At 44.6% G+C, this 21,727-nt stretch carries 25 protein-coding genes and 1 riboswitch; of the genes, 23 read left to right on the plus strand and 2 right to left on the minus strand.

Features of this window, described 5'->3' with window-relative positions; translation table 11 throughout:
- The first annotated feature begins 285 nt into the window (after positions 1-285).
- Positions 286-699, plus strand: a complete 414-nt coding sequence (locus CA598_RS16690; protein ID WP_094877212.1) for a hypothetical protein — start codon at positions 286-288, stop codon at positions 697-699.
- A 72-nt stretch (positions 700-771) separates the two neighbouring features.
- Here the strand turns inward: CA598_RS16690 and CA598_RS16695 are convergent, their stop codons facing one another.
- Entirely contained in the window at positions 772-1,296 is a 525-nt protein-coding gene (locus CA598_RS16695) for a hypothetical protein (protein ID WP_094872040.1), read from the minus strand.
- Between the two features lie 208 nt (positions 1,297-1,504).
- Here CA598_RS16695 and CA598_RS16700 point away from each other — a divergent pair, with 208 nt between their 5' ends.
- From CA598_RS16700 to rsmI, 10 genes are all read left to right on the plus strand, one after another.
- Entirely contained in the window at positions 1,505-1,690 is a 186-nt protein-coding gene (locus tag CA598_RS16700; protein ID WP_042123074.1) for a sigma factor G inhibitor Gin, read from the plus strand.
- A 209-nt stretch (positions 1,691-1,899) separates the two neighbouring features.
- Positions 1,900-3,441 carry an aminotransferase class I/II-fold pyridoxal phosphate-dependent enzyme gene (locus CA598_RS16705; protein ID WP_094877213.1) on the plus strand — a complete coding sequence of 514 codons (1,542 nt, stop codon included), beginning with the start codon at positions 1,900-1,902 and terminating at the stop codon, positions 3,439-3,441.
- A complete protein-coding gene (tmk, locus tag CA598_RS16710) occupies positions 3,442-4,083 on the plus strand; it encodes a dTMP kinase (RefSeq protein WP_094877214.1) in 642 nt (213 codons plus the stop codon).
- 124 nt (positions 4,084-4,207) lie between these two features.
- Positions 4,208-4,537 (plus strand): cyclic-di-AMP receptor, encoded by a 330-nt coding sequence (locus tag CA598_RS16715; RefSeq protein ID WP_042183817.1) that lies wholly within the window; start codon positions 4,208-4,210, stop codon positions 4,535-4,537.
- A gap of 49 nt (positions 4,538-4,586) precedes the next feature.
- Entirely contained in the window at positions 4,587-5,030 is a 444-nt protein-coding gene (locus CA598_RS16720) for a YaaR family protein (RefSeq protein WP_094872035.1), read from the plus strand.
- Between the two features lie 117 nt (positions 5,031-5,147).
- On the plus strand, positions 5,148-6,122 hold the full coding sequence (gene holB / locus CA598_RS16725) for a DNA polymerase III subunit delta' (protein WP_094872033.1): 975 nt from the start codon (positions 5,148-5,150) through the stop codon (positions 6,120-6,122).
- Between the two features lie 139 nt (positions 6,123-6,261).
- A complete protein-coding gene (locus tag CA598_RS16730; protein ID WP_042123087.1) occupies positions 6,262-7,062 on the plus strand; it encodes a PSP1 domain-containing protein in 801 nt (266 codons plus the stop codon).
- 31 nt (positions 7,063-7,093) lie between these two features.
- Positions 7,094-7,459: a DNA replication initiation control protein YabA gene (yabA, locus tag CA598_RS16735; protein ID WP_042123089.1), complete on the plus strand. Its 366-nt coding sequence runs from the start codon at positions 7,094-7,096 to the stop codon at positions 7,457-7,459.
- A 124-nt stretch (positions 7,460-7,583) separates the two neighbouring features.
- Positions 7,584-8,357: a tRNA1(Val) (adenine(37)-N6)-methyltransferase gene (locus CA598_RS16740; protein ID WP_042183822.1), complete on the plus strand. Its 774-nt coding sequence runs from the start codon at positions 7,584-7,586 to the stop codon at positions 8,355-8,357.
- A complete protein-coding gene (gene rsmI / locus CA598_RS16745) occupies positions 8,354-9,268 on the plus strand; it encodes a 16S rRNA (cytidine(1402)-2'-O)-methyltransferase (protein ID WP_094877215.1) in 915 nt (304 codons plus the stop codon). The genes CA598_RS16740 and rsmI overlap by 4 nt, the downstream gene beginning before the upstream one ends.
- 326 nt (positions 9,269-9,594) lie before the next feature.
- On the opposite strand, the gene CA598_RS16750 is transcribed toward rsmI, so the two are convergent.
- Entirely contained in the window at positions 9,595-9,849 is a 255-nt protein-coding gene (locus CA598_RS16750; RefSeq protein ID WP_042123095.1) for an AbrB/MazE/SpoVT family DNA-binding domain-containing protein, read from the minus strand.
- A gap of 305 nt (positions 9,850-10,154) precedes the next feature.
- Here CA598_RS16750 and CA598_RS16755 point away from each other — a divergent pair, with 305 nt between their 5' ends.
- The 12 genes from CA598_RS16755 to glmU all read left to right on the plus strand — a co-directional run bounded on the left by CA598_RS16755 (position 10,155) and on the right by glmU (position 21,683).
- On the plus strand, positions 10,155-11,438 hold the full coding sequence (locus CA598_RS16755) for an HD domain-containing protein (protein WP_094877216.1): 1,284 nt from the start codon (positions 10,155-10,157) through the stop codon (positions 11,436-11,438).
- A gap of 42 nt (positions 11,439-11,480) precedes the next feature.
- Positions 11,481-12,251, plus strand: a complete 771-nt coding sequence (locus tag CA598_RS16760; RefSeq protein WP_094877217.1) for a TatD family hydrolase — start codon at positions 11,481-11,483, stop codon at positions 12,249-12,251.
- A 197-nt stretch (positions 12,252-12,448) separates the two neighbouring features.
- Positions 12,449-12,678: riboswitch (cyclic di-AMP (ydaO/yuaA leader) on the plus strand.
- Positions 12,679-12,959: 281 nt separating this feature from the next.
- On the plus strand, positions 12,960-14,123 hold the full coding sequence (locus CA598_RS16765; RefSeq protein ID WP_094877218.1) for a resuscitation-promoting factor: 1,164 nt from the start codon (positions 12,960-12,962) through the stop codon (positions 14,121-14,123).
- A gap of 175 nt (positions 14,124-14,298) precedes the next feature.
- The gene (gene rnmV / locus CA598_RS16770) at positions 14,299-14,850 is read left to right on the plus strand and encodes a ribonuclease M5 (protein ID WP_042183831.1); all 552 of its coding nucleotides are present in this window, start codon (positions 14,299-14,301) and stop codon (positions 14,848-14,850) included.
- Entirely contained in the window at positions 14,847-15,731 is an 885-nt protein-coding gene (gene rsmA, locus CA598_RS16775; protein ID WP_094872025.1) for a 16S rRNA (adenine(1518)-N(6)/adenine(1519)-N(6))-dimethyltransferase RsmA, read from the plus strand. The genes rnmV and rsmA overlap by 4 nt, the downstream gene beginning before the upstream one ends.
- Positions 15,732-15,802: 71 nt before the next feature.
- Positions 15,803-16,705 (plus strand): sporulation peptidase YabG, encoded by a 903-nt coding sequence (gene yabG / locus CA598_RS16780; protein ID WP_094872024.1) that lies wholly within the window; start codon positions 15,803-15,805, stop codon positions 16,703-16,705.
- A gap of 317 nt (positions 16,706-17,022) precedes the next feature.
- On the plus strand, positions 17,023-17,298 hold the full coding sequence (gene veg / locus CA598_RS16785) for a biofilm formation stimulator Veg (RefSeq protein ID WP_019914493.1): 276 nt from the start codon (positions 17,023-17,025) through the stop codon (positions 17,296-17,298).
- Between the two features lie 135 nt (positions 17,299-17,433).
- On the plus strand, positions 17,434-17,610 hold the full coding sequence (locus CA598_RS16790) for a small, acid-soluble spore protein, alpha/beta type (protein ID WP_042183837.1): 177 nt from the start codon (positions 17,434-17,436) through the stop codon (positions 17,608-17,610).
- A 140-nt stretch (positions 17,611-17,750) separates the two neighbouring features.
- Positions 17,751-18,605, plus strand: a complete 855-nt coding sequence (gene ispE, locus CA598_RS16795; protein WP_094877219.1) for a 4-(cytidine 5'-diphospho)-2-C-methyl-D-erythritol kinase — start codon at positions 17,751-17,753, stop codon at positions 18,603-18,605.
- A gap of 76 nt (positions 18,606-18,681) precedes the next feature.
- Positions 18,682-19,509 carry a pur operon repressor gene (purR, locus tag CA598_RS16800; RefSeq protein ID WP_042183840.1) on the plus strand — a complete coding sequence of 276 codons (828 nt, stop codon included), beginning with the start codon at positions 18,682-18,684 and terminating at the stop codon, positions 19,507-19,509.
- Positions 19,510-19,719: 210 nt separating this feature from the next.
- Complete coding sequence (spoVG, locus tag CA598_RS16805) at positions 19,720-20,010, plus strand: septation regulator SpoVG (protein ID WP_042123119.1); 291 nt, start codon at positions 19,720-19,722, stop codon at positions 20,008-20,010.
- Between the two features lie 272 nt (positions 20,011-20,282).
- Complete coding sequence (glmU, locus tag CA598_RS16815) at positions 20,283-21,683, plus strand: bifunctional UDP-N-acetylglucosamine diphosphorylase/glucosamine-1-phosphate N-acetyltransferase GlmU (RefSeq protein ID WP_042183845.1); 1,401 nt, start codon at positions 20,283-20,285, stop codon at positions 21,681-21,683.
- The last annotated feature ends 44 nt before the right edge of the window (positions 21,684-21,727 follow it).

Consider the following 21,727-nt stretch of genomic DNA (forward strand, 5'->3'; position numbering starts at 1 on the left):
GGTCCTGGGAGAGTAGGACGTTGCCAAGCAGATTAAGCCATTGTTGATAATATCAGCAGTGGCTTTTTTTCTTTTTTTATTATGCAAGTATTTAAGGATAGTAATAACATTAGTATAGGTTACTGTGGAATGACATTTTTGTTACCGACGCTGCGGTGGATACAAGTATAATAGAAAAGTGCTAATAGTTAGCAGATCTTTAATACGAAGGAACTACTCATAAATTCTAACTTTGAATTTTCTTGTGTCTTTAGATGCATTGTAGAGGTAGGGAGGATTTAAGGCATGAAACAATTAAAAATATTTAAGTTAATAATGATTTCTTGTATTTTAACTTTAATACTGGCAAGCTGCGGGACTAAAGAACCTAAGTGGGATACTTTTGAGAGTGCACTCATTGAGAAAAGCTTTCCTGTCCCGCATGAAGCAAACTCACCAGACCAGACTACTACTAACGTTGCTATGGATTATGTACGTTATTCTTTACCTGGATTAAAGGAGAAGAATGGTATTCCGGATCCTTATTTGGAAGCTATTAAAGCCTGGGGATGGACAGAACAGGAAGATGATGATAGTGATTCTTCGGGTGTTTTTCTGAAGGATGGGTTAACGGTTCATTTAACAGTGCATGATGATTATTTTGTAGTGATGATTCCTAAAGAAAAGAAGACCTCCATTAAAGGCCTTAAGACAAAATAAAGAATCGCCATCCCTAAGGATGGCGGTTTATTTTTTAATAAGTGAAAATAATATGAGCTGTACTGATGCACTTTATTGAGAGTAATAGGATACATCGGTCGGATTGAATTTTAGCATACCCCCCTGATCCTGTCGATTCAGTCTGAACAGGGTATAAAGACGAGGCAGTAGGAGCCATAAGTGGCAAGTGATCAGTGATACTGTAAATGCTGGCGGTGACCAGAAAATAAAGAGTGCTGCAATACAAAGACCGATATAGAAATTATGTAGCTGTACTTTACGGAATATACGGTAGCTAATGTGTTGATCAGGCATAAACCCTAACCAAGGCAGTTTAAATGAGACAGACCATCTTTTTGAAATGGGGTGTCCTGAGATTAAAAGAACTGAGCGTGAAATGACATATTGAACCCAGAAGGCTACAGGCGCTGCTATGATTATGTAGAGAATGCTCCACCAGGAAAGAAATACGGTTTCGAGCACAAGGACTAATAAGGGAAGCATAATATAAATAGGCAGCAGGCGTACCGTTAGATTGACTTTTTTAATTAGTTTATATTGATAGAATGTAGCTGCACCTTTGGTAGTGGGTTCCATAGATTATAGTCTAACCTCCTCGTGAATTCGTATGTTCTTAATATCGGCGATTGGATGTATTTTATTAAACTGCGGCGGAAATTCACCGATATAACTGCAACGGAATATATATAATGCACGATACAAAGGATATGAAAAAACTATGAAAAGGTTTAAAATGATAGAAGGTGTATCATACTGTTCTTAAAAGAGTCAAGGTGGGATGGTTATGGAACAGCAAACCGGGCAAGCTTGTATCATTTGTGGACAGGTAAAAGAGGAAGGTATTGTGATTGTCTCGCATTTTATTTGCGAGGAATGTGAGGCAGAGATGATACGTACCGAGGCTGAAGATGCCAAGTACCGTTTTTTTATCGGCCGGATGAAGAAGATCGGATTGCAAAAGAATGCTTAAGTAGAGTAACTCTGTTAAATGATGCAATTAAGAGAGCGGTCTGGATGAAAGATACGAAGGCTGCATTAGTAATATTCAATACACGGCTTCCTCGTTCTTCAGGCGGGAGGAGCCGTTTTGTTGTCCAAAGGGCTGCTTTTACACTGAAGCGTAGGCGTTTTCGAATATTTACGTTAAAATAGAAGGAACCCTATGGGAAGGAATTTAATATGAATAAATTACAACGTTGTAGGGCGCCTATATACGAAATGCTGGAACAATATAGAATGATGGGTAATACATCATATCATGTGCCAGGTCATAAGAATGGAGAGGCATATGATGGCGTTGAAGGCGCTGGCTTTTTAGATGAGGTAATGAAGTATGATGTTACGGAAATTTCCGGAACGGATGATCTTCATCATCCTGAGGGAGTTATCAAGGAAGCGCAAGAGCTAGCCGCAGATTGCTTTGGAGCAGAGGAAAGCTTTTTTCTGGTTGGAGGGAGTACAGCAGGCAATCTGGCTCTTATTCTAACCGCTTGTCCCGAGCCTGGAATGATTATGATTCTTCAACGCAATGTGCATAAGTCAGTCATTCATGGACTGATGTTGGCCGGAGTGCGTGCTGTTTTTCTGGAACCGCAGATAGACCCGTTTAGCGGTTTGGCAGTTGCGCCGGCGGCAGAAGCTGTTAAGGCTGCACTTGCAGCCTATCCTGAAGCCGCAGCTGTGCTTGTTACCATGCCGAATTATTATGGCATGGGTAGTGATCTTACGTCCCTCGCGCGTATTTGTCACGACAGCGGTGTACCGCTGCTTGTGGATGAGGCGCACGGGGCGCATTACGGGCAGCACCCGGCGCTGCCAGCCGGGGCACTTGCTTGTGGCGCGGACGGTGTCGTGCAGTCCACGCACAAGATGCTCACAGCGATGACCATGGGCGCTATGCTGCATGTTCAGGGGCCGCGGCTCGACCGCGCCCTGCTCCGGCAGCGGCTCGCTATGGTGCAGAGCTCCAGCCCATCATATCCTATGATGGCGTCGCTGGATCTTGCCCGGCGGCTGTTGCACAGCCGGGGCAATGATGCCTTCACGGCGGGGCTGGCCGCCGTGGACGTCCTGAGGCGCGGGCTCGCGGAGCTGCCGCGCTACGGACTAGTGCAGCCGGCAAAGCCGCTGCACCCGAATACGCCGCCTGATTCTTTGGCGGCGTACGTGACACAGGACCCCTTTAAAGTCGTCATTTATGACGCCACCGGGGTCCTGAGCGGCTTCGAGCTGCAGCACAAGCTCGAAGCAAAGGGCTGCGTGCCGGAGATGAGCGACGAACGGCACGTAGTGCTGTTGTTCAGCCTTGGATCAAAGGCTGGAGACGCAGATCAACTGCTGCAGACGCTGCGAGAAATAGATTCGGAGGAACCTTACGAATCACTGAACGCTCCCGACTTATCAGGTTCTCGCAATATTTCCACGTGGAACAATTTCCATTCTTTGCAAATTTCAAATCCTGTCCCCTTCTCATTGAAGCCGGTGTCAGCGAATGAGATTGAAAGCATTGATCTTAAACAATGTGTGGATAGAGTGGCGGCAGAGATGGTTATTCCCTATCCACCAGGCATCCCAATATTATATCCGGGTGAAGTGATCACAGATCTGATCCAAAGAAGACTGGCAGGTTTAGCTAAAGGAGGCGCCAAATTTCAGGCTTGTGCTGATCCGGTCTTGCAGCGTATTGAGGTATATAACATTAAGAAGGGCGGAGAAGCATAAGTGGGAAAAGAAGGTTTCTTTATAACATTAGAAGGGGGCGAAGGCTCCGGAAAAACAACGGTACTAGGTAGAGTAGCAGCCTATTTACAGAACCGGTCCATGCCTTATCGAATTACACGTGAGCCGGGTGGCGTTGAGATTGCTGAGAAGATTCGCTCCATTATTCTTGATCCTTCCCATACAGCTATGGATGCGCGTACAGAGGCATTGCTATACGCTGCAGCAAGAAGCCAACATCTCGCTGAAGTCGTTGAACCGGCTCTTAGAGAAGGGCTCACTGTGCTCTGTGACCGCTTTGTAGACAGCAGCCTTGTTTATCAAGGGCATGCGAGAGGGCTCGGAATGGATGAGGTATGGAGTATTAATCGTTTTGCGATTGGGAACCGGATGCCGGATCTAACCTTTTATCTGGATGTAGATCCAGAGATAGGGTTGTCACGAATTGCAGCGAATGAAGAACGGGAAATCAATCGCCTGGATCTGGAAAGTCTTTCTTTTCATCAAAAGGTTCGTGAAGGCTATCAATTATTAATCCAGGACAATCCGGACAGAATAGTAGTTCTGGATGCTAATCGCCCGATCCATATGGTAGAACAAGATATTGTGAGAACTCTTGAAGAGAGAGTATTAAAGGGTTTTTAGGGTGTTTTGTCTAATATACTAAGAGAAGTGACATATAATTAGGCATGTGCTTATGATGTAAGGGTTACTACGAGAGGGCTTTCAGTAGTAATACACCATAAAATTATTGGGAGGGAATGCGAAGATGAAGTTGATCATTGCAATTATCCAGGATAAAGACAGTAACCGGTTGTCCAGCGAGCTAGTCAAAGCCAATTTCCGTGCTACTAAACTTGCAAGTACAGGTGGATTTCTACGGGCAGGGAATACGACATTTATGATCGGGGTAGAAGACAGTCAGATTGAATCTGTATTAACCGTAATCCGAAACAGCTGTAAAGTCCGTGAGCAATTAGTTACTCCGGTAACACCGATGAGTGGAACAACGGATTCGTATTTGCCACTTCCTGTCGAAGTACAAGTCGGTGGAGCTACTGTATTCGTACTTCCTGTAGATCGTTTTGAACATTATTAAGTATAATATAGAGTAGCAAGTCATTTACAAAAAGGGCGGTAGATAACCTTTGAAGATCAATCCGGGGTATAGGCCCTTGAAGAGTGAAATGACAAATGCAGAAGGGGCTAATAAACCCGTTCAGCAAAAAACATTCTCTGATGTTTTTCAGCAGCAAAGTGAACAGAAAACCAAAGACGAACTAAATCGCCAGATCAAAGAGATACAGTCTCAAGGGGATCGTTTATCTAAGTCCATGACGATTCGTGAACTCACTATATACCGGATGATGATCAAAAGGTTTCTGGAAGAAACGGCTCGAAGAGGCGTTACTCTGAAAGAAACACGCGGATGGGATCGGCGTGGCCGTGGCAAGCGTTACAAGCTGCTTGAGGAAATTGATTCGGCTTTGCTATCTATGGCAGATGATTTGCTGAATAGCGAGCAGGGCCGGATAGATTTGTTGGGACGTGTTGGAGAAATCCGCGGGTTGTTAATCAACCTTTCTTTTTAAAATATAAGAAAGTATATGCTTTACACAATACTTTATCCTTATATTTCTTGATTAAACACTTACCGTCCTTATAAGGGCGCCGAAGGCGTTTATGTTTGAAAGTTTTGGGAGGAAATTATGCCTTTTCATGATATAGTAGGCCAGGAGAACGCCACGCGGCTACTCCAAAATGCCTTGCGCAAAGAAGCTGTGAGTCATGCTTATTTATTTACAGGGCCAGCAGGCAGTGGACAAATGAAAACGGCGCTGATGTTTGCCCAAGCTATATTTTGTACCCAGAGCAAGGACGATGCCTGTGGGGAATGCCTGGAGTGCCGCAAAGTAGAGCATGGAAACCACCCTGATTTGTCACTGCTGCAGCCAGATGGGGCAAGTATTAAAATAGATCAAATCCGTGAGCTGCAGCGCGTCTTTTCCTATCGGTCAGAGGGTGTGAATCCGAAAGTATATATTATAGATGGAGCAGACAAAATGACGGTACAAGCTGCCAATAGTCTGCTGAAATTTCTGGAGGAACCACCAGCTCCGGCTGTTGGAATCTTAATTTCTGATAATAGCCGTTCCTTATTGCCAACCATTCAGTCGCGGACCCAGCGGATTCCATTTAGTCCGTTAAACCCGGATATTATGCTCCAAGCTCTGGCAAGTGAGGGCGTTCCCATACCCTTAGCTCGATGTGCAGTATCACTTAGTTCAGGATTTGATGGTTGCAGGAAACTTTTGGAACAGAATTGGTTTGCAGAAATGAGAAATGTAATGTTACAATTAGCTAAGGAGTCCTTAGGCAAGGGCAGCTCCGCTGTAGCAACTGCTGGGCAGAAGCTGTTCAAGACCGGACTCGCTGAACATTTGGATATCTTCTTCAGCATGTTCCATCTGTGGTTTAAAGATATGCTTTACTTCCTGTATCGTAAGCATGAGAGTATCGTTTTCATAGATCAGTTAGACTTTATTTCCAGGCATGCCCGTGAGCGGAGTGCGGAACAATGGGTGGCTTATATGGGATTTGCTGCAGAGAGTTCGAAGAAGCTGCGATCCAATGCCAATGCCCAGTTGTGTCTGGAGCAGTTTTTAATCCGACTGGAAAGTTAAAGGATTAGTTATGATATATCCTCCGGATGTCGCTTTACCTGGAAATATCGTTTTAACAGACGAGGAAGGACAAGCATGGATCATCAGGGAGCGGACATGCCCATAGGTTCCTTTTACCGGCAAACAAGGGGGTTAATTTTTGTACAGCGTAGTAGGTGTCCGTTTTAAAAAAGCGGGTAAAATATATTATTTTGATCCACTTGATTTTCCGATTGAACGGGATCAATATGTTATTGTGGAGACAGCACGTGGGGTTGAATACGGTAAAGTTGTCGTAGGTAAAAAAGAGGTGGAAGAATCCGACGTAGTTTTGCCCCTCAAAAAAGTGATGCGTATTGCCGGAGAAACCGACGCACGCGTAGTTGAAGAGAACAAAGGGGCCGCTAAAGAGGCTTTTACCACCTGTTTAAATAAAATACGCGACCATGGTCTCAAAATGAAGCTCGTCGATGTAGAGTTTACTTTTGACCGTAATAAGATTATATTTTACTTTACGGCCGAAGGACGGGTCGACTTTAGAGAATTGGTTAAAGATCTAGCAAGTATTTTCCGGACCCGCATTGAGCTACGGCAAATTGGGGTGCGTGATGAGGCTAAAATGCTAGGTGGACTTGGACCTTGTGGGCGAGTACTTTGTTGTTCATCTTGGTTAGGGGATTTTGAACCCGTATCCATTAAAATGGCGAAGGATCAGAACCTGTCACTTAATCCGACGAAGATTTCAGGACTTTGTGGACGTCTGATGTGTTGTTTGAAATTTGAGCATGACAATTATGAGAGTGTGAAGGAAGAAATGCCAGCGGTCGGCAAGATTGTCGTGACCTCATTGGGTGATGGCAAAGTAGTAGGACTTAATGCCGGAAGCCGTACGGTTCATGTACAGTTGTTTGAAGTGGGCAAAGTTAAGGAACTTCCAATGGATGATGTTGTCGTCAAGTAAACCATTATAAGGTTACTTTCGGGGTGGAAACTTGGAGAAGAAAAATATATTTGCACACATGCAGGATATGGAAGCACAGATGGAAACGATGCGCGCCAATCTTGGAGAATGGAAACAGACGGTAAAAGAACTGATGGAAGCGAATCAGAGGTTAACTCTGGAAAATGAACAGCTTCGCAAAATTTTAAAGCGGGATGCACCTTTGGATCCTACCGTAGATTCTGCGGAGGCGGAAGCTCTTTTAGCTGCCGGAGAGGGAACAGAAGAGGTTGTCGGGGAAGGTTATGACAACTTGGCCCGGCTTTACCATGAAGGCTTTCACATCTGTAATGTTTATTTTGGACATTTACGCACGGAAGGTGATTGTCTGTTCTGTCTTTCTTTTCTTAATAAATGAGGATATCCAGCCGTAGGAGATTGATCCTACGGTTTTTTTTGAATTTCAGCTGAATGAAGATAGTCTTGTTTCGATGATTATGCACAGAGATTTTAGCTCAACAAAAATTTTAGGAGATTACTACATGACAAATTCTTTTAACGATATATCTGTTCCTTTGCTGCCGACGGAGCGGGTGGATGATTTATTAACGCATGACTTGCGAATTATTCAAAGTGATGAAGTATTCAGCTTTTCTATGGATGCTGTACTGCTTGCCCGTTTCGCCAGCGTTCCGCCCCGTGGGAGAGTCCTGGATCTTTGTACTGGAAATGGTGTAATTCCTATTTTGATGACGACCCGAACTAAAGCTTCTATAGAAGGGATTGAAATTCAGCCCCGTTTAGCGGATATGGCTCGACGTAGCGTGGCTCTAAATGGGCTACAGGATCAGGTTGTGATCCATGAAGGCGATTTACGTGAGTTATATAAAGTAGCAGGACATGGCGTATATGATGCAATAACAGTCAATCCTCCTTATATGCCGCTTAACGGCAGTGACCTCAAGCTGAACACTCATCAGGCTATGGCTCGTCATGAAATCGGATGTACACTGGAGGAGGTTATTCAAGCCTGTGTGAGACTGGTTCGCACCGGAGGAAAGGTAAGTATGGTTCACAAGCCACAACGATTGGTCGATATTATTAGTTTGATGAGAAAATATAGGCTCGAGCCCAAAATTATCCGCTTTGTACATCCACGTGCGCATCTGGAGGCTAACATGGTATTAATCGAAGCGATACGTGATGGTAAGCCGGAGGTTCGTTTACATCCACCACTCATTGTATATAATGAGGACAATCAATACTGTCCAGAAATTATGGACATCTACTATGGTGCTAAAGAGGGTAAATCATGACGATATCATGCCAAAGCAGTTTTCAGAACAATAACAATACACATAAGCAGGAATCAACCGGTTCACTCTTTTTGGTGGCAACACCCATCGGTAATTTAGAGGATATGACTTATCGTGCTGTTCGTACTTTGCAGGAATGCGATATTATTGCAGCTGAGGATACAAGACAAACCCGAAAATTGTTGAGTCATTTTGAAATTACACCCTCTATGCTGTTCAGTTATCATGAGCATAATAAGGCTGCCAGTGGACCTGAACTTATCCGCTATATAATAGAAGGAAAAAATTTGGCACTCGTCAGCGATGCCGGTTTACCAGCCATTTCCGACCCTGGTGCAGACCTTGTAGGCCTTGCCATAAGTCACGGTATACCAGTAATTCCTATACCTGGAGCTAACGCAGCTTTGTCAGCATTAATTGCCTCTGGTCTGCCTACGACTACTTTCACCTTTATCGGCTTCTTACCTCGAGAACGTAAAGATATCCGTGCGGTTTTAAGTCCACTTCGTTCGGCGCAAGGGACTATACTGTTCTACGAATCTCCACATCGCGTGGTGAAGACACTGGCTCATCTCCATGAAGCATTTGGTAATCGGCGAATTGTGCTTGCTCGTGAACTGACGAAGAGATATGAGGAGTTTCTACGGGGGACGATCGAGGAATGTACGGATTGGCTCGCTGAACATCCACCGCTTGGTGAGTATGTTATCGTCGTTGAAGGCGAGAGCAAGGAAGATGCTGAAATGGCGGAATCGGCTTGGTGGCGCCAGTTAAGTATTGAAGAACATGTTGCTCATTACGAAGCAGCAGACATGCCGCGTAAAGAAGCTATGAAAAAAGCAGCCTCTGATCGTGGTGTGTCAAAGCGGGATATTTATAACGCACTTCTGGATAAAGCGGAGCAGCAGTAAGTGTTATTGACGGATTCTAATTCTAAGAGGTTAACAAGGTGCGGAGGGGTATTACGAAGCTGACGAGATTCTAGCCTGAAGGTGGTTCCCAAAAGGAAGCCCATTATAGACCAGATCATGGTAAAAACTCGTTTTACTTCATGCTCTCACCGTATTACCCATCGTTAATAGGTGTCATGGGGGGGAGTAAATCCTTTAGACACCTTTTGGGGCGGGAAACACAGGTAATTGCAGAAAAAAAATACCTCCCGCGGTCACGGGAGGTCAAGGAGATATGAAAAGGTTAGAATTAACAATTTGATTAGTTCTATTATATACTATTTATTTTAGTTTGTCACAGGGGTAGGGATAGTAGAAATGCATTCATGACAAACTATTTTTCCTTTGAAGTAAGTTACGTTCTCAGCGTTGCCGCAGAAAATGCAGGCAGGCTCATATTTTTTAAGCATAATGCGTTCACCATCAACGTAAATTTCAAGTGCGTCTTTTTCACCAATGCCAAGAGTACGGCGCAATTCGATGGGAATAACTACCCGTCCAAGTTCGTCTACTTTTCTTACAATTCCTGTTGATTTCATCATACCAATCGTTACTCCTCTCAATGTTCCAAAAACGTCATTATTCGACATTGTTCACTGTTTTATGATATTCATAATACCAACGATTCCCAAAACAGTCAACCTTTTTTCATAGGTTGAATTAAGAACTTTTTCACTAAAACTTTGAATTGCCTATACCAATTGCGAATTCTAAAAAAAAAGTAAAAATAAACTTTGTCGATTTACCAAGACTAAAAACGTCATCATTCGACAAAGTACGACATAATTACTTATTATATACTTATATTGGTTAAAATCATATTAAATTTAATAAAGGAGTTGATCTCATGAAGCAGCCGCTCACAGAAGAAAAGGTTTTCAAAGATCCGGTTCACAATTATATCCACGTGCAGGATACTATTATTTGGCGACTAATAAATACAAAGGAATTTCAGCGTTTACGCCGGATACGCCAGCTGGGTACCTCGTATCTCACCTTTCATGGCGCAGAGCATAGTCGGTTTTCTCATTCTCTAGGGGTATACGAAATTACACGTAGAATTATTTCGCAATTTGAACGAAGCGGTTATAAGGATTGGATTCCTGAAGAAAGTCTGCTCACCTTGTGTGCGGCTTTGCTGCACGATCTAGGGCATGGTCCATTTTCCCATTCTATAGAAGAAGCTTTTGAAATGAATCATGAGGATTGGACTTGTCGAATTATTCTGGAGGACACAGAGATTACTGAGATCTTGCGTGATGTGGAGGAGGATTTTCCTCGTAAAGTAGCCTCAGTAATCGCTAAAACTTATGAGCATGAAATTGTTGTAAATCTGGTTTCAAGTCCGCTAGATGCTGATCGCATGGATTATTTGCTGCGTGATGCGTACTATACAGGTGTAAACTATGGAACGATCGACATTGATCGGATTTTAAGAATGCTGCGTCCTTATAATGGTCGAGTTGTTGTAAAAGAATCGGGAATGCATGCCATTGAAGATTATTTAATGTCGCGTTATCAAATGTACTGGCAAGTGTATTTTCATCCGGTGACACGTAGCTCAGAGATTATTTTGCGACAAATTTTCCGTAGAGCCAAGGAGCTTTTCCAAGAGGGGTACAATTTTAGTTTCATGATTAAACCGCTGGAGGATTTATTCCGTGGTGAGGTGACAGTAAAGCAATATTTAATGCTGGATGAAGCACTGGTACAGACGGCTTTTATGCAGTGGACGCTTGAAAAAGATGAGCTACTAAGCGACTTGTGCACCCGTTTTATTCATCGTAAACTGTATAAATACGTTGAGATGGAGAATCTCGATACAGATATGATTACTGAAATTCGCAGCAGTTTTGCGGCAGCGGGTCTTCACCCAGAATATGATTTGGAGATTGATTTTCCGACAGATCTGCCCTATGATGTGTTCCGTCCGGGAGAAGCTTTTGACAATAAACAAATTCTGCTGCTTGATCGGCATGATCATCTGCGGGAAATTTCAGAGGTATCCGATATTGTACGTTCTATTAGCGGCATTCACCGTGGCAGATATCATCTTTATTTTCCTCAGGATAAGTTGAGAAAAGTGCTTACACGATTGCCTTCTTCTATCGCAGAGATTTTTGCAAAATAATACAAAAAAATATAGCATTTTTGACAAGGAGTGAAGGTTAAAATGTATCTGTTTGACACACATACGCATCTGGATGCGCCTCAATTCGACGAGGATCGCGAAGAAGTTATCGCTCGTGCTGTAGAAGCAGGAGTCAGCAAGATGATTAATATCGGATTTAATCGGGAGACGATTCCCTCAACGATGAAGCTGGCGGAATCTTACGATTATATTTATGCGGCAGTGGGTTGGCATCCTCAGGATGCGATTGATATGAAAGATGGAGATCTCGATTGGATCGCTTCTCTATGCAGTCATAAGAAAGTGGTGGCGATCGGTGAAATCGGACTGGATTATTACTGGGATACTTCTCCCAAGGATGTGCAGCATGAAGTTTTTCGCAAGCAAATTGGACTAGCCCGCGAACTGAATATGCCGATTTGTATTCATGATCGTGATGCCCATGAGGATGTTGTACGGATTTTACGGGAGGAAAAAGCAAATGAGGTTGGAGGCGTAATGCACTCGTTCTCTGGAAGCTGGGAAACAGCTAAGATGTGCTTGAATCTTGGTTTTCATTTATCCTTTGGAGGACCTATTACGTTCAAAAATGCAAGAGTTCCAAAAGAAGTACTTGCGCAGACCCCTCTAGACCGATTATTGATCGAAACCGATGCTCCATATTTGACTCCGCACCCCTTCCGCGGAAAGCGAAATGAGAGCGCTCATGTGAAGCTGGTAGCAGAGGCAGCAGCTGAAATTAAAGGGTTAACATGGGAAAAATTGGCTAAAATAACGTATGCGAACGCACTGGAACGATTTGGGATTGAGTGAAAACGGGAGAAAAACAGGCGAAAAATAGAGAATGGCCGATATATTAAACTTTTTTAATATAAAAACGGCTGAATATTACAATATTTTAACCATATTTTTGCTTAAACGTGGTTGAATCGTCCTTTACAACATGCATCAAAACAGGATATCATCTTTTCAGTGATGTGAGCTGTGTTACAGTGACAGCCATATATTCATGGATCGTCTCGCTGAGTCTCCGTATGGAGAACGGGGGAACCAATATTGACCTGCCGCATGCCTGTATTTAAAATACGGTTTAGACGTGCCGTAGGACAGTATTTGATTTCTTCACGTGGTCTTTGGGGTGAATTTAAGGGCAACCGCCATGAGCGGGTGACCTGAAATAGGGCGTCTCTCTTTCGTCCGAACCCGACAGCTAACCCCGTAAGCGCAAGTAAGAGAGGCAACCTCGTGCACAAGCATTCTCTATTCTGATATTGGAGAAGCCACGAAAGAGTCCTCAGTTGAACTCTTTTTAGGCTTTTTTATTTTTGAATAAATAGAATGTTACCCACATACTGTTATATAACAGGGGTGGGAGTAGCTGTGCCGAGCAGGCGATCCATGAGCAGGAGACGCTAAGTTATTACGTGCGTGTCCTGTGACAATCTCAAATAGTTTCGTCAAAGGAATTCAGTCCTCATGATATACAATTGACGACGGGGCTATGTAAGGAGGATGGAGAGAATGGGCGTATTCCAACCAGAAGTATCCCATGATTCGCAGTCATCCAGCAGGTCTTTCGCATTACGGTGGGAGCAAGTAAATACTCGCGTACTTTTACTTGCAGGCGTGATTTCAGTCGCTATCGCGTTACTTATTCTGCTGTACGTACACGGTCAAAGTAACAAACAATTATTTTTAGTAATAGACGGGCAAACACAGACGCTTGAAACGCGGGAAGCGCTTCTTGGTGATGTGTTGGAGAAAGAGCAAATTTCGCTACAGCCGCATGATGAACTATCTTTAGGTCTGAGTGATGAAATAAAAGACGGTGACCGTGTCGTTATCAATCGTGCGCAGAAAATTAGTCTTACTGCGGATGGAGCAACAAAAACGTTATATACGACCGAGGATACAATTGGTAAAGCAATTGAGAAAATGGGCATTACCCTAGAAGGTCATGATAAGATTTTCCCTTCGTTAGACACCACCATTTCTGCAAACATGGAGGTTAAGATTGTTCGCATCAACAAACAGACCGTACAGCGAACAACTAACTTACCCTTCAGAGTCATCAAGACAGCAGACCCCTCCCTTACTGTGGGAACAGTTAGAGTGGCACAGGCAGGCAAACCAGGCGTCATGATTCAGCATATTGAAAAGATCTACCAAGACGGAGAACTGGCCTCTATGCGCATGATTGGTAAGGAAGTACAAACGGTAACGAAAGATAAGATTATTGCCGTTGGTACCAAAGCACTTCCTAAGCCGGCTGTAGCTAAGACTACAACAACTTCCAAATCAAACACCACTTCAAAAACGGCTAAAGTTAGCGCCAAGACTAATAACGTCACAAGCAAGGCTGGCGTAGACTTTGAGTACAAGAAGATGATTAAGAATGTCTCCATGACAGCTTATTCGTCAGAAGAGGCAGGTATAGGTACCAAAACGGCTTCCGGAACACGCGTAACGGAAGGTCGCACAATTGCTGTAGATCCGAATGTAATTCCTATTGGCTGGTGGGTATATATCGAGGGACTTGGATTCCGCCGAGCAGAAGATACTGGCGGTGCCATTAAGGGCAATAAAGTAGATGTCTACTACGATTCACTGAGCCATGTTCGTAATTTCGGTCGTAAATCACGAACCGTTTATGTGATTGGACCTGTGAAGCCGGAGTTAAACTAGGCTGAAGCTTTTGCAAATTATTCTTTGATAAGCTATAGTGATGATAACCGTTAAGGAACGCCAGATGATCATTTCGTTGATCGCAGAGCAACCGCTCATCACTTATACATTCTTTAACCAAAAGAAGAGGAGCGAAACCTCTTCTTTTTTGCTTTTTTTGGAAGGAGTCAGAGATATGATTAAGGAACTAATTGTCGTCGAAGGTAAGAGTGATACCGTCGCTGTTAAACGCGCTGTAGAAGCAGATACGATCGAAACAGGGGGCTCGGCTGTAGACCGGACCGTAATTGCGAAGATCGCGCTTGCTATGGAGCGTAGAGGGGTGATTATTCTTACGGACCCGGATCACGCCGGTGAACGAATCCGCAAGATTGTGTCTGCAAAGGTGCCGGGCTGCAAGCATGCCTTCATTCCGGAGAAGGACGCAACCCGCAAAGGAGATATCGGTGTGGAGAACGCTTCTCCAGAGGCGATTCGTCATGCGCTGCGGAATGTACATACCTCTTTTGAAGGAGCACCTGCTTTAATCGGACTTGATGATCTAATGGCCGCTGGAATGCTTGTACACCCTCGGGCAGCTGAAAGACGTATGGCACTTGGTAATTTGCTTGGAATCGGATATTGTAATGGCAAGCAGCTGTACAAGCGGCTGGCGATGTTTGGAATTACGCGGGAGGAATTTGCCGGAGCTCTCGCCCAAATTGATCAGGGGGGCATTACTTCATGAGTGGTAGAGAGGAAATTTCAACTCCAAAACGGACGAAAGAAATTATTCAACGTTATGGATTCAAGTTCAAGAAGAGCTTAGGACAGAATTTTTTGATTGATCAAAATATATTGGACAAGATTGTAGACGCTGCCGGGCTAGATAGTGGCTCTGGGGCATTGGAGATCGGTCCCGGCATTGGGGCGCTGACAGAACGTTTGGCGCTAACATCTGGAGCGGTAACCGCTGTGGAGATCGACCGTAGATTGATTCCTATTTTAAGAGACGTACTTTCCCCTTATCCGCATGTTAAGGTTCGTAATGATGATGTTCTGAATGTAAATCTGCAGGAGTTGTTCAAAGAAGATTTTGCATCCGTGAACAAGGTAAGCGTAGTTGCCAATCTGCCGTATTATGTGACTACTCCGATTCTGATGAAGCTGCTCGAAGAGAAGCTTCCACTTGATAACATCGTTGTAATGATTCAGAAAGAGGTTGCGGAGCGTATGGCTGCTTCTCCGGGAGGAAAGGAATATGGGAGCCTTAGCATTGCCGTGCAGTACTACAGCGAGCCTGAGCTCGTCTGCATTGTGCCGCGTACGGTGTTCATTCCTCAACCTAATGTGGAGTCCGCTGTAATCCGTCTAAAGGTAAGAGAGCGTCCACCGGTAGAAGTTGAGAGTGAGAAGCACTTCTTTGAGGTCGTCCAAGCTTCTTTCACACAGCGCCGTAAGACGATTGCTAACAATCTCAAGGCTCGTTACTTCCCTGGAGAGGGACGTGAGCGTCTGGAGGCTTTACTCGCAGAAGCTGGGATTGAACCAACCCGTCGTGGAGAAACGTTAAGTCTAGAAGAATACGCCCGATTGAGCGGTGTTCTGTTGGCTGCTGGAATTGAATAAGCTAAAAACATAGCTAGTTATGAACCAACTGAGGCCTTTGCCCATACGATGGGGTAGAGGTGGTGGTTGTAATGAATTTAGGAGACTTGGTCGTTCGTAAATCTTATGGCGGAGATTTGACTTTTCGTGTAGATCATATTGTGCAGGACAGAGCGGTCATCAAAGGCACAGATTTCCGTCTGTTGGCGGATTCTCCTCTGAATGACTTGGTTCAAGTGCCTCCTACCCGGATTACGGAACGAGGACAGCAGGCACAGATTAAAGCGAATGAATCACTGACACAGCTGCGGAAAGACCGACAGGAGCAAAGTCAGCGGAGCGGGAGCGCTCTATCAGAAGGCGCATGGGCTCCATCGCCTAAGGAAGCTGCTTATTTTGAAGTACCGGGGAAAGTACTGCATCTGGATGGCGATCCAGCGTATTTGAATAAGAGCCTTAGCTTATACGAACAATTGCGGATCCCTGCTGAAGGTCATCATGTTCATGAGTCCGCAATGGCTGACACTTTATACCGGCTGCTGCCCCGCGTGCGTCCAGACATTGTGGTGATTACCGGTCATGACGGGGTGCTGAAGCAACAGCATACTTACGATCTTCACAGTCTGAGCAGCTATAAAAATTCGCAAAACTTCGTAGCTGCTATTAGGGTGGCTAGGGACTATGAGCGAAATTTTGATGCGTTGACGATTGTTGCAGGTGCTTGTCAGTCACATTTTGAAGCACTGCTGGGGGCAGGGGCCAATTTCGCCAGTTCTCCTGGACGGATATTGATCCATGCCTTAGACCCAGTTTATGTAGCGGCAAAATCGTCGTTCACGCCCATTAGGGATACGGTGAATCTGAGTGAGGTTTTGAACAACACCATTAGTGGTAATCAGGGAATCGGCGGTATTGAGACCCGTGGCAGCTTCCGTATTGGGATGCCGCGTCTGCAGAACCTGTCAGAACTAAAAGTGACACCTTCCGCAATTTAATCGACATGCACTGATCATATTTTTCAAAGCTAATAGGTAATTTGGAGTGGCCGAATAGAGTAACGCGAAGAAAGGGTGAGCGATGAGCTTAACCCTTTTTTTGCGTGAAATGGTAGTTATCTTTAAAAATCTACAATGTTATTTTTCTTGCTTTGTGCTGAACCTATTACAGATAACAAGGATATTAGTTCGCCTCTGATTCTCCGCAAAAAAATTCCGTTGACAACCAAATATTCATCATCTATAATTATTTATTTGCTTTGACAAACACCTGGGGAAGTTGTATAATGGACAAGAAAAGAGGTGGTCGTCAGGCAATGGCTAATAACGCGCTGTTGGAAATCAAACGCAGTCTCGAAGCTCACGTCGGTCATAAGATCACGTTGCGTGCAAACGGAGGTCGTCGTAAAACCGTAGAACGCACCGGTGTCCTGGAAGAAACGTACCCTTCTGTATTTATTGTCAAACTGGATCAGGAGCAGCAAACATTCAAGCGAGTCTCCTATAGCTATGCCGATATCCTTACTGAATCTGTGGAAATTACAGTATGTGAAGATGATGGGCAGATGCGGATTATGTATATTAAAGCTTAATGTTTCACGGGCAGCTTCCTTTGGGGGCTGTTTTTTATTTGCAGATAAACATTCAGTGAATGATCCTTGTTCTTAGCAAGCATACTAATTGAGCAATCGGTTTATCATTATCTTTCATAAGGGAGGAATTCCGTAATGAGCCGCAGAAAACGAGGCATGATGTCGGAAGAACTAAAGACAGAGTTAGCCAAGGAGCTTGGTTTTTACGAAACTGTGGAACGTGAAGGCTGGGGAGGAATACGGGCGAAGGATGCCGGCAATATGGTAAAAAGAGCGATTCAGCTCGCTGAAGAGGCCGCGCGGAAATCTTAATCTTTAGCGTGTGAACAATTATTTAACGAAAAAGGGTGCGTCCAACTGGCGACACCCTTTTATTATTGGACTTCATTAGAAGTTTTTCATATAATATGTTAAGTTGTTTTTACGGGAAAAGCTGAAGGTGGGTGAACGCCTTGAAAATGTATGAGAAGGCACCAGCTAAAATCAATTTGATGCTGGATGTGCTGCACAAGCGTGCTGACGGTTTTCATGAGGTGGAGATGATTATGACCATGGTAGATCTAGCAGACCGTTTAGAGCTGTCTGAGCTGCCAAGGGATACTATTATAATATCAAGTCAAGCGGGTTATATTCCTCTAGATGAGAAGAACCTGGCCTTTCAAGCGGCTAGGCTTATTAAAGAGCGTTATAACGTGAAGAGTGGTGTACATATCCATCTGGATAAAAGAATACCGGTTGCAGCTGGCCTGGCTGGCGGCAGCAGCGATGCAGCGGCTACGTTACGTGGCCTGAACCGACTGTGGCGCCTAGGAATACCTGCGCAGGAGCTGCAGGAGCTTGGCGCTGAGCTTGGCTCAGATGTGCCTTTCTGTGTTACAGGTGGTACTGCCTTGGCAACAGGTCGTGGCGAGAAGCTGACGCCGATTAAGAACCCTCCGCAATGCTGGGTAGTTTTGGCTAAGCCACCTATCAATGTATCGACAGCGGAAATATACGGACGTGTTCGGAGCAATAATATAGCTGTGCATCCTTCGGCTAGAAGGATGCAGGATGCGATCGAAGCTGGAGATTTTGGGGGCGTATGTAATCATTTAGGCAATGTGCTTGAGGATGTTACCCTAAAGCTTCATCCAGAGGTCCAGCAGCTCAAAGAGGCGATGGTTAAGCTCGGAGCAGACGGAGTGTTAATGTCCGGCAGCGGACCTACTGTATTCGGTTTAGTGTCCAAGCAGTCTAAAGTAGCAAGAATTTATAATGGACTGCGTGGGTTCTGCAAGGAAGTCTATGCAGTGAGATCACTCAATTAGTATGCTTCTCTTGTGTAAACCCGTACAAAAGTGATATATTTTTCATAAAATATTCGGTTTTGGCGAGGAGCATTCCGTGAAGAAATTAAAAAGAAGCCAACGTTTGGTAGACATGACTCAGTTTTTACTTGAGCGGCCACATGACCTACTGCCGCTGTCTATATTTGCCGATCGGTATGGAGCGGCTAAGTCCTCCATCAGTGAAGATTTGGCGATCATAAAAGAAGTATTTGAAGGTGAGGGCATTGGTGAGCTTCAGACCTTGGCCGGTGCAGCAGGTGGAGTACGTTATATTCCTGTGATGCCTAAAGAAATGGCGCTCTCTTTTGTTAAACGTTTATGTGTGCAGTTGGAACAGACAGATCGGATACTGCCTGGTGGTTACTTGTATATGTCGGACCTGCTTGGACTGCCATCTTTGATGGAGCAAGCGGGGAAGATCATCGCAACGGCCTTTTATGGATCGGAAATCGATGTGGTGATGACAGTAGAAACTAAAGGGATTCCGCTAGCCTATGCAACGGCAGCGCAGCTCGGCTTGCCAGTAGTGCTGGTACGACGTGACCATCAGGTTACAGAAGGTTCAGCAGTAAGCATTAATTATGTATCTGGATCACATAAGAGCATACACACCATGTCTCTTTCTAGACGAGCACTCAAGGAGAAATCGCGGGTACTCATTGTAGATGACTTCATGAAGGCAGGCGGAACCGTTCGAGGGATGGTTGATTTACTCGGTGAGTTCAATGCCGAAGTTGCTGGAGTGGGTGTATTGGTCGAATCAGGCGCAGTAGAGACGGAAGAGCGTCTGTTGCATGACTATGTTTCTTTAGTGAAGCTCAGCGAGGTAGACTCGAAAGAGCGGCGGATTTCCGCGCATCCGGGCAACTACTTTTCCTCTTGATAGATTGGTATTTCTTTGTTTTCAAAAAGCGTGGAAATTGTCGAAAACGTAAGAGATATTAAGAAAATGACCCGATGCGTGTCGAAAACAACAAATCCTAAAAAATATATTTCTTTTTTAGGTATTTTATGGAATCAAAAAGAAGGAATTCGCTTTGCTGTGTGGAATTATACACCAAGTCTCTGATGGAAAAAGGTGGTGAACACACACATGCAAATTACGGATGTCAGACTCCGCCGCGTTAACTCTGAGGGGAGAATGAAAGCAATCGCATCCATTACAATCGATAACGAGTTTGTTGTTCATGACATTCGCGTCATCGATGGTAATAACGGGATGTTTGTTGCAATGCCCAGCAAGCGTACACCGGATGGCGAATTCCGCGATATCGCTCACCCGATCTCTTCGGGAACACGCGAGAAGATTCAATCCGCGGTTCTGGCCGAGTACGATCGCGCCGCTACTGAAGAAGAAGAAGAAGTTATTGAAGAGGGAGCTTAGGCTACCTCGGAAGACGGCTACCTTTTGGGTGGCGTAGGATCCGCCGTTTTTGATAAGATCATACCGAATATACTTCATGACTTAAGCAGCTTGATCTTGCAAGAAAAGCTAGCGCTAGTGAAGGATTTGACGACATCTTCGAAAGGCAGCGATAAATGCTTTTCTAACATGGGGTTTATAGAAAAGAGAACCATGACTTCATGGTTCTCTTTTCTTTTTGCCCGGAATGAGATATATTCAGTAGTGAGTTCAAGAGTAGGAGGTTGGCATTCTTGAAAAGAATGGCTGTAGTTCTTGCCGCAGGTCAAGGCAAGCGAATGAAATCTAAATTATATAAGGTGCTGCACCCCGTTTGCGGTAAGCCAATGGTAGGGCACGTGCTTGATACAGTAGAAGCGACCGGATGCCAGCGCACCGTTGTTGTTGTTGGGCATGGCGCAGAGAAGGTTAAGGCCTATGTAGGGCAAAGTGCGGAATACGTGCTGCAGGAAACTCAGCTCGGTACGGGTCACGCTGTCAAACAAGCTAAGGATTTGCTCGGTGGCGAAGAAGGAACGACGATTGTTGCTTATGGTGACACTCCGCTTATTACATCGGAGACGCTGATAGGATTGATGGCTCTGCATGAGGAGCGTCAGGCGGCAGCGACTGTATTAACCGCAGTAATGGATGATCCATCTGGATTAGGACGGATTATACGTAGTGAAGATGGCGGCTTAATGAAGATCGTAGAACAGAAAGATTGTAATGCCGAACAGGCAGCTATTCATGAAATCAACACAGGAATTTATTGCTTTGATAACATCAAGTTATTTTCGGCTTTAGAGAAGGTTACTAACAGCAATAATCAACAGGAATATTATTTGACAGATGTTATCAGTATTCTGCGTGAGCAAGGTGATCTTGTTCTAGCATTCCAGACTGAGGATGCTAACGAGTCTATTGGTGTTAATGACCGTTTAGCTTTATCTGATGCGGAAGGTATTATGCGTCAACGTATCAACCGCAAACATATGCTGGGTGGCGTAACCATAATCGATCCTGCCTCCACATATATCGGAGCAGATGTAGTCATTGGGTCAGATACAACGATCTATCCAGGAACCATCTTGAAGGGTAAAACTGTAATCGGTGAGAACTGTGTGATCGGACCGGCAAGTGAAATCGAAGATTGTCAGATCATGGATGACGCGACGATTAAGCAGTCCGTATTGAATCAAGCACAAGTTGGCGCACGGACTACCGTTGGGCCTTTTGCCTATTTACGTCCAGGTTCTATACTTGGAGAAGAAGTGAAGGTTGGAGATTTCGTCGAGATCAAGAATGCTACGATTGGTGATGGTTCTAAGGTGTCACATCTTAGCTATATTGGCGACGCATCTGTGGGTAAGAATGTAAACGTCGGTTGCGGTGCGATTACTGTTAACTACGACGGGTATAATAAATTTACGACAACAATTGAAGACGATGCCTTTATCGGCAGTAACGTTAACCTTATTGCACCGGTTTCTGTGGGCAAGGGGGCTTTTGTTGTAGCTGGTTCGACAATTACGCGTTCCGTTTCAGAGAACGATCTGGCTGTTGCCAGAGTGCGGCAGGAGAATAAACCGGGATATGCAGAGAAGATCCGTTCCCGTGCAAAAGCGAAGAAAGACCACTCGAGTCCATCGTAAAGCGTTGCTAAGAAGCGCCGGACGGACTTATATTTCCGCGCCGG

The organism is Paenibacillus sp. VTT E-133291 (assembly GCF_002264395.1).
Classification (GTDB): domain Bacteria; phylum Bacillota; class Bacilli; order Paenibacillales; family Paenibacillaceae; genus Paenibacillus_AQ; species Paenibacillus_AQ nitricinens.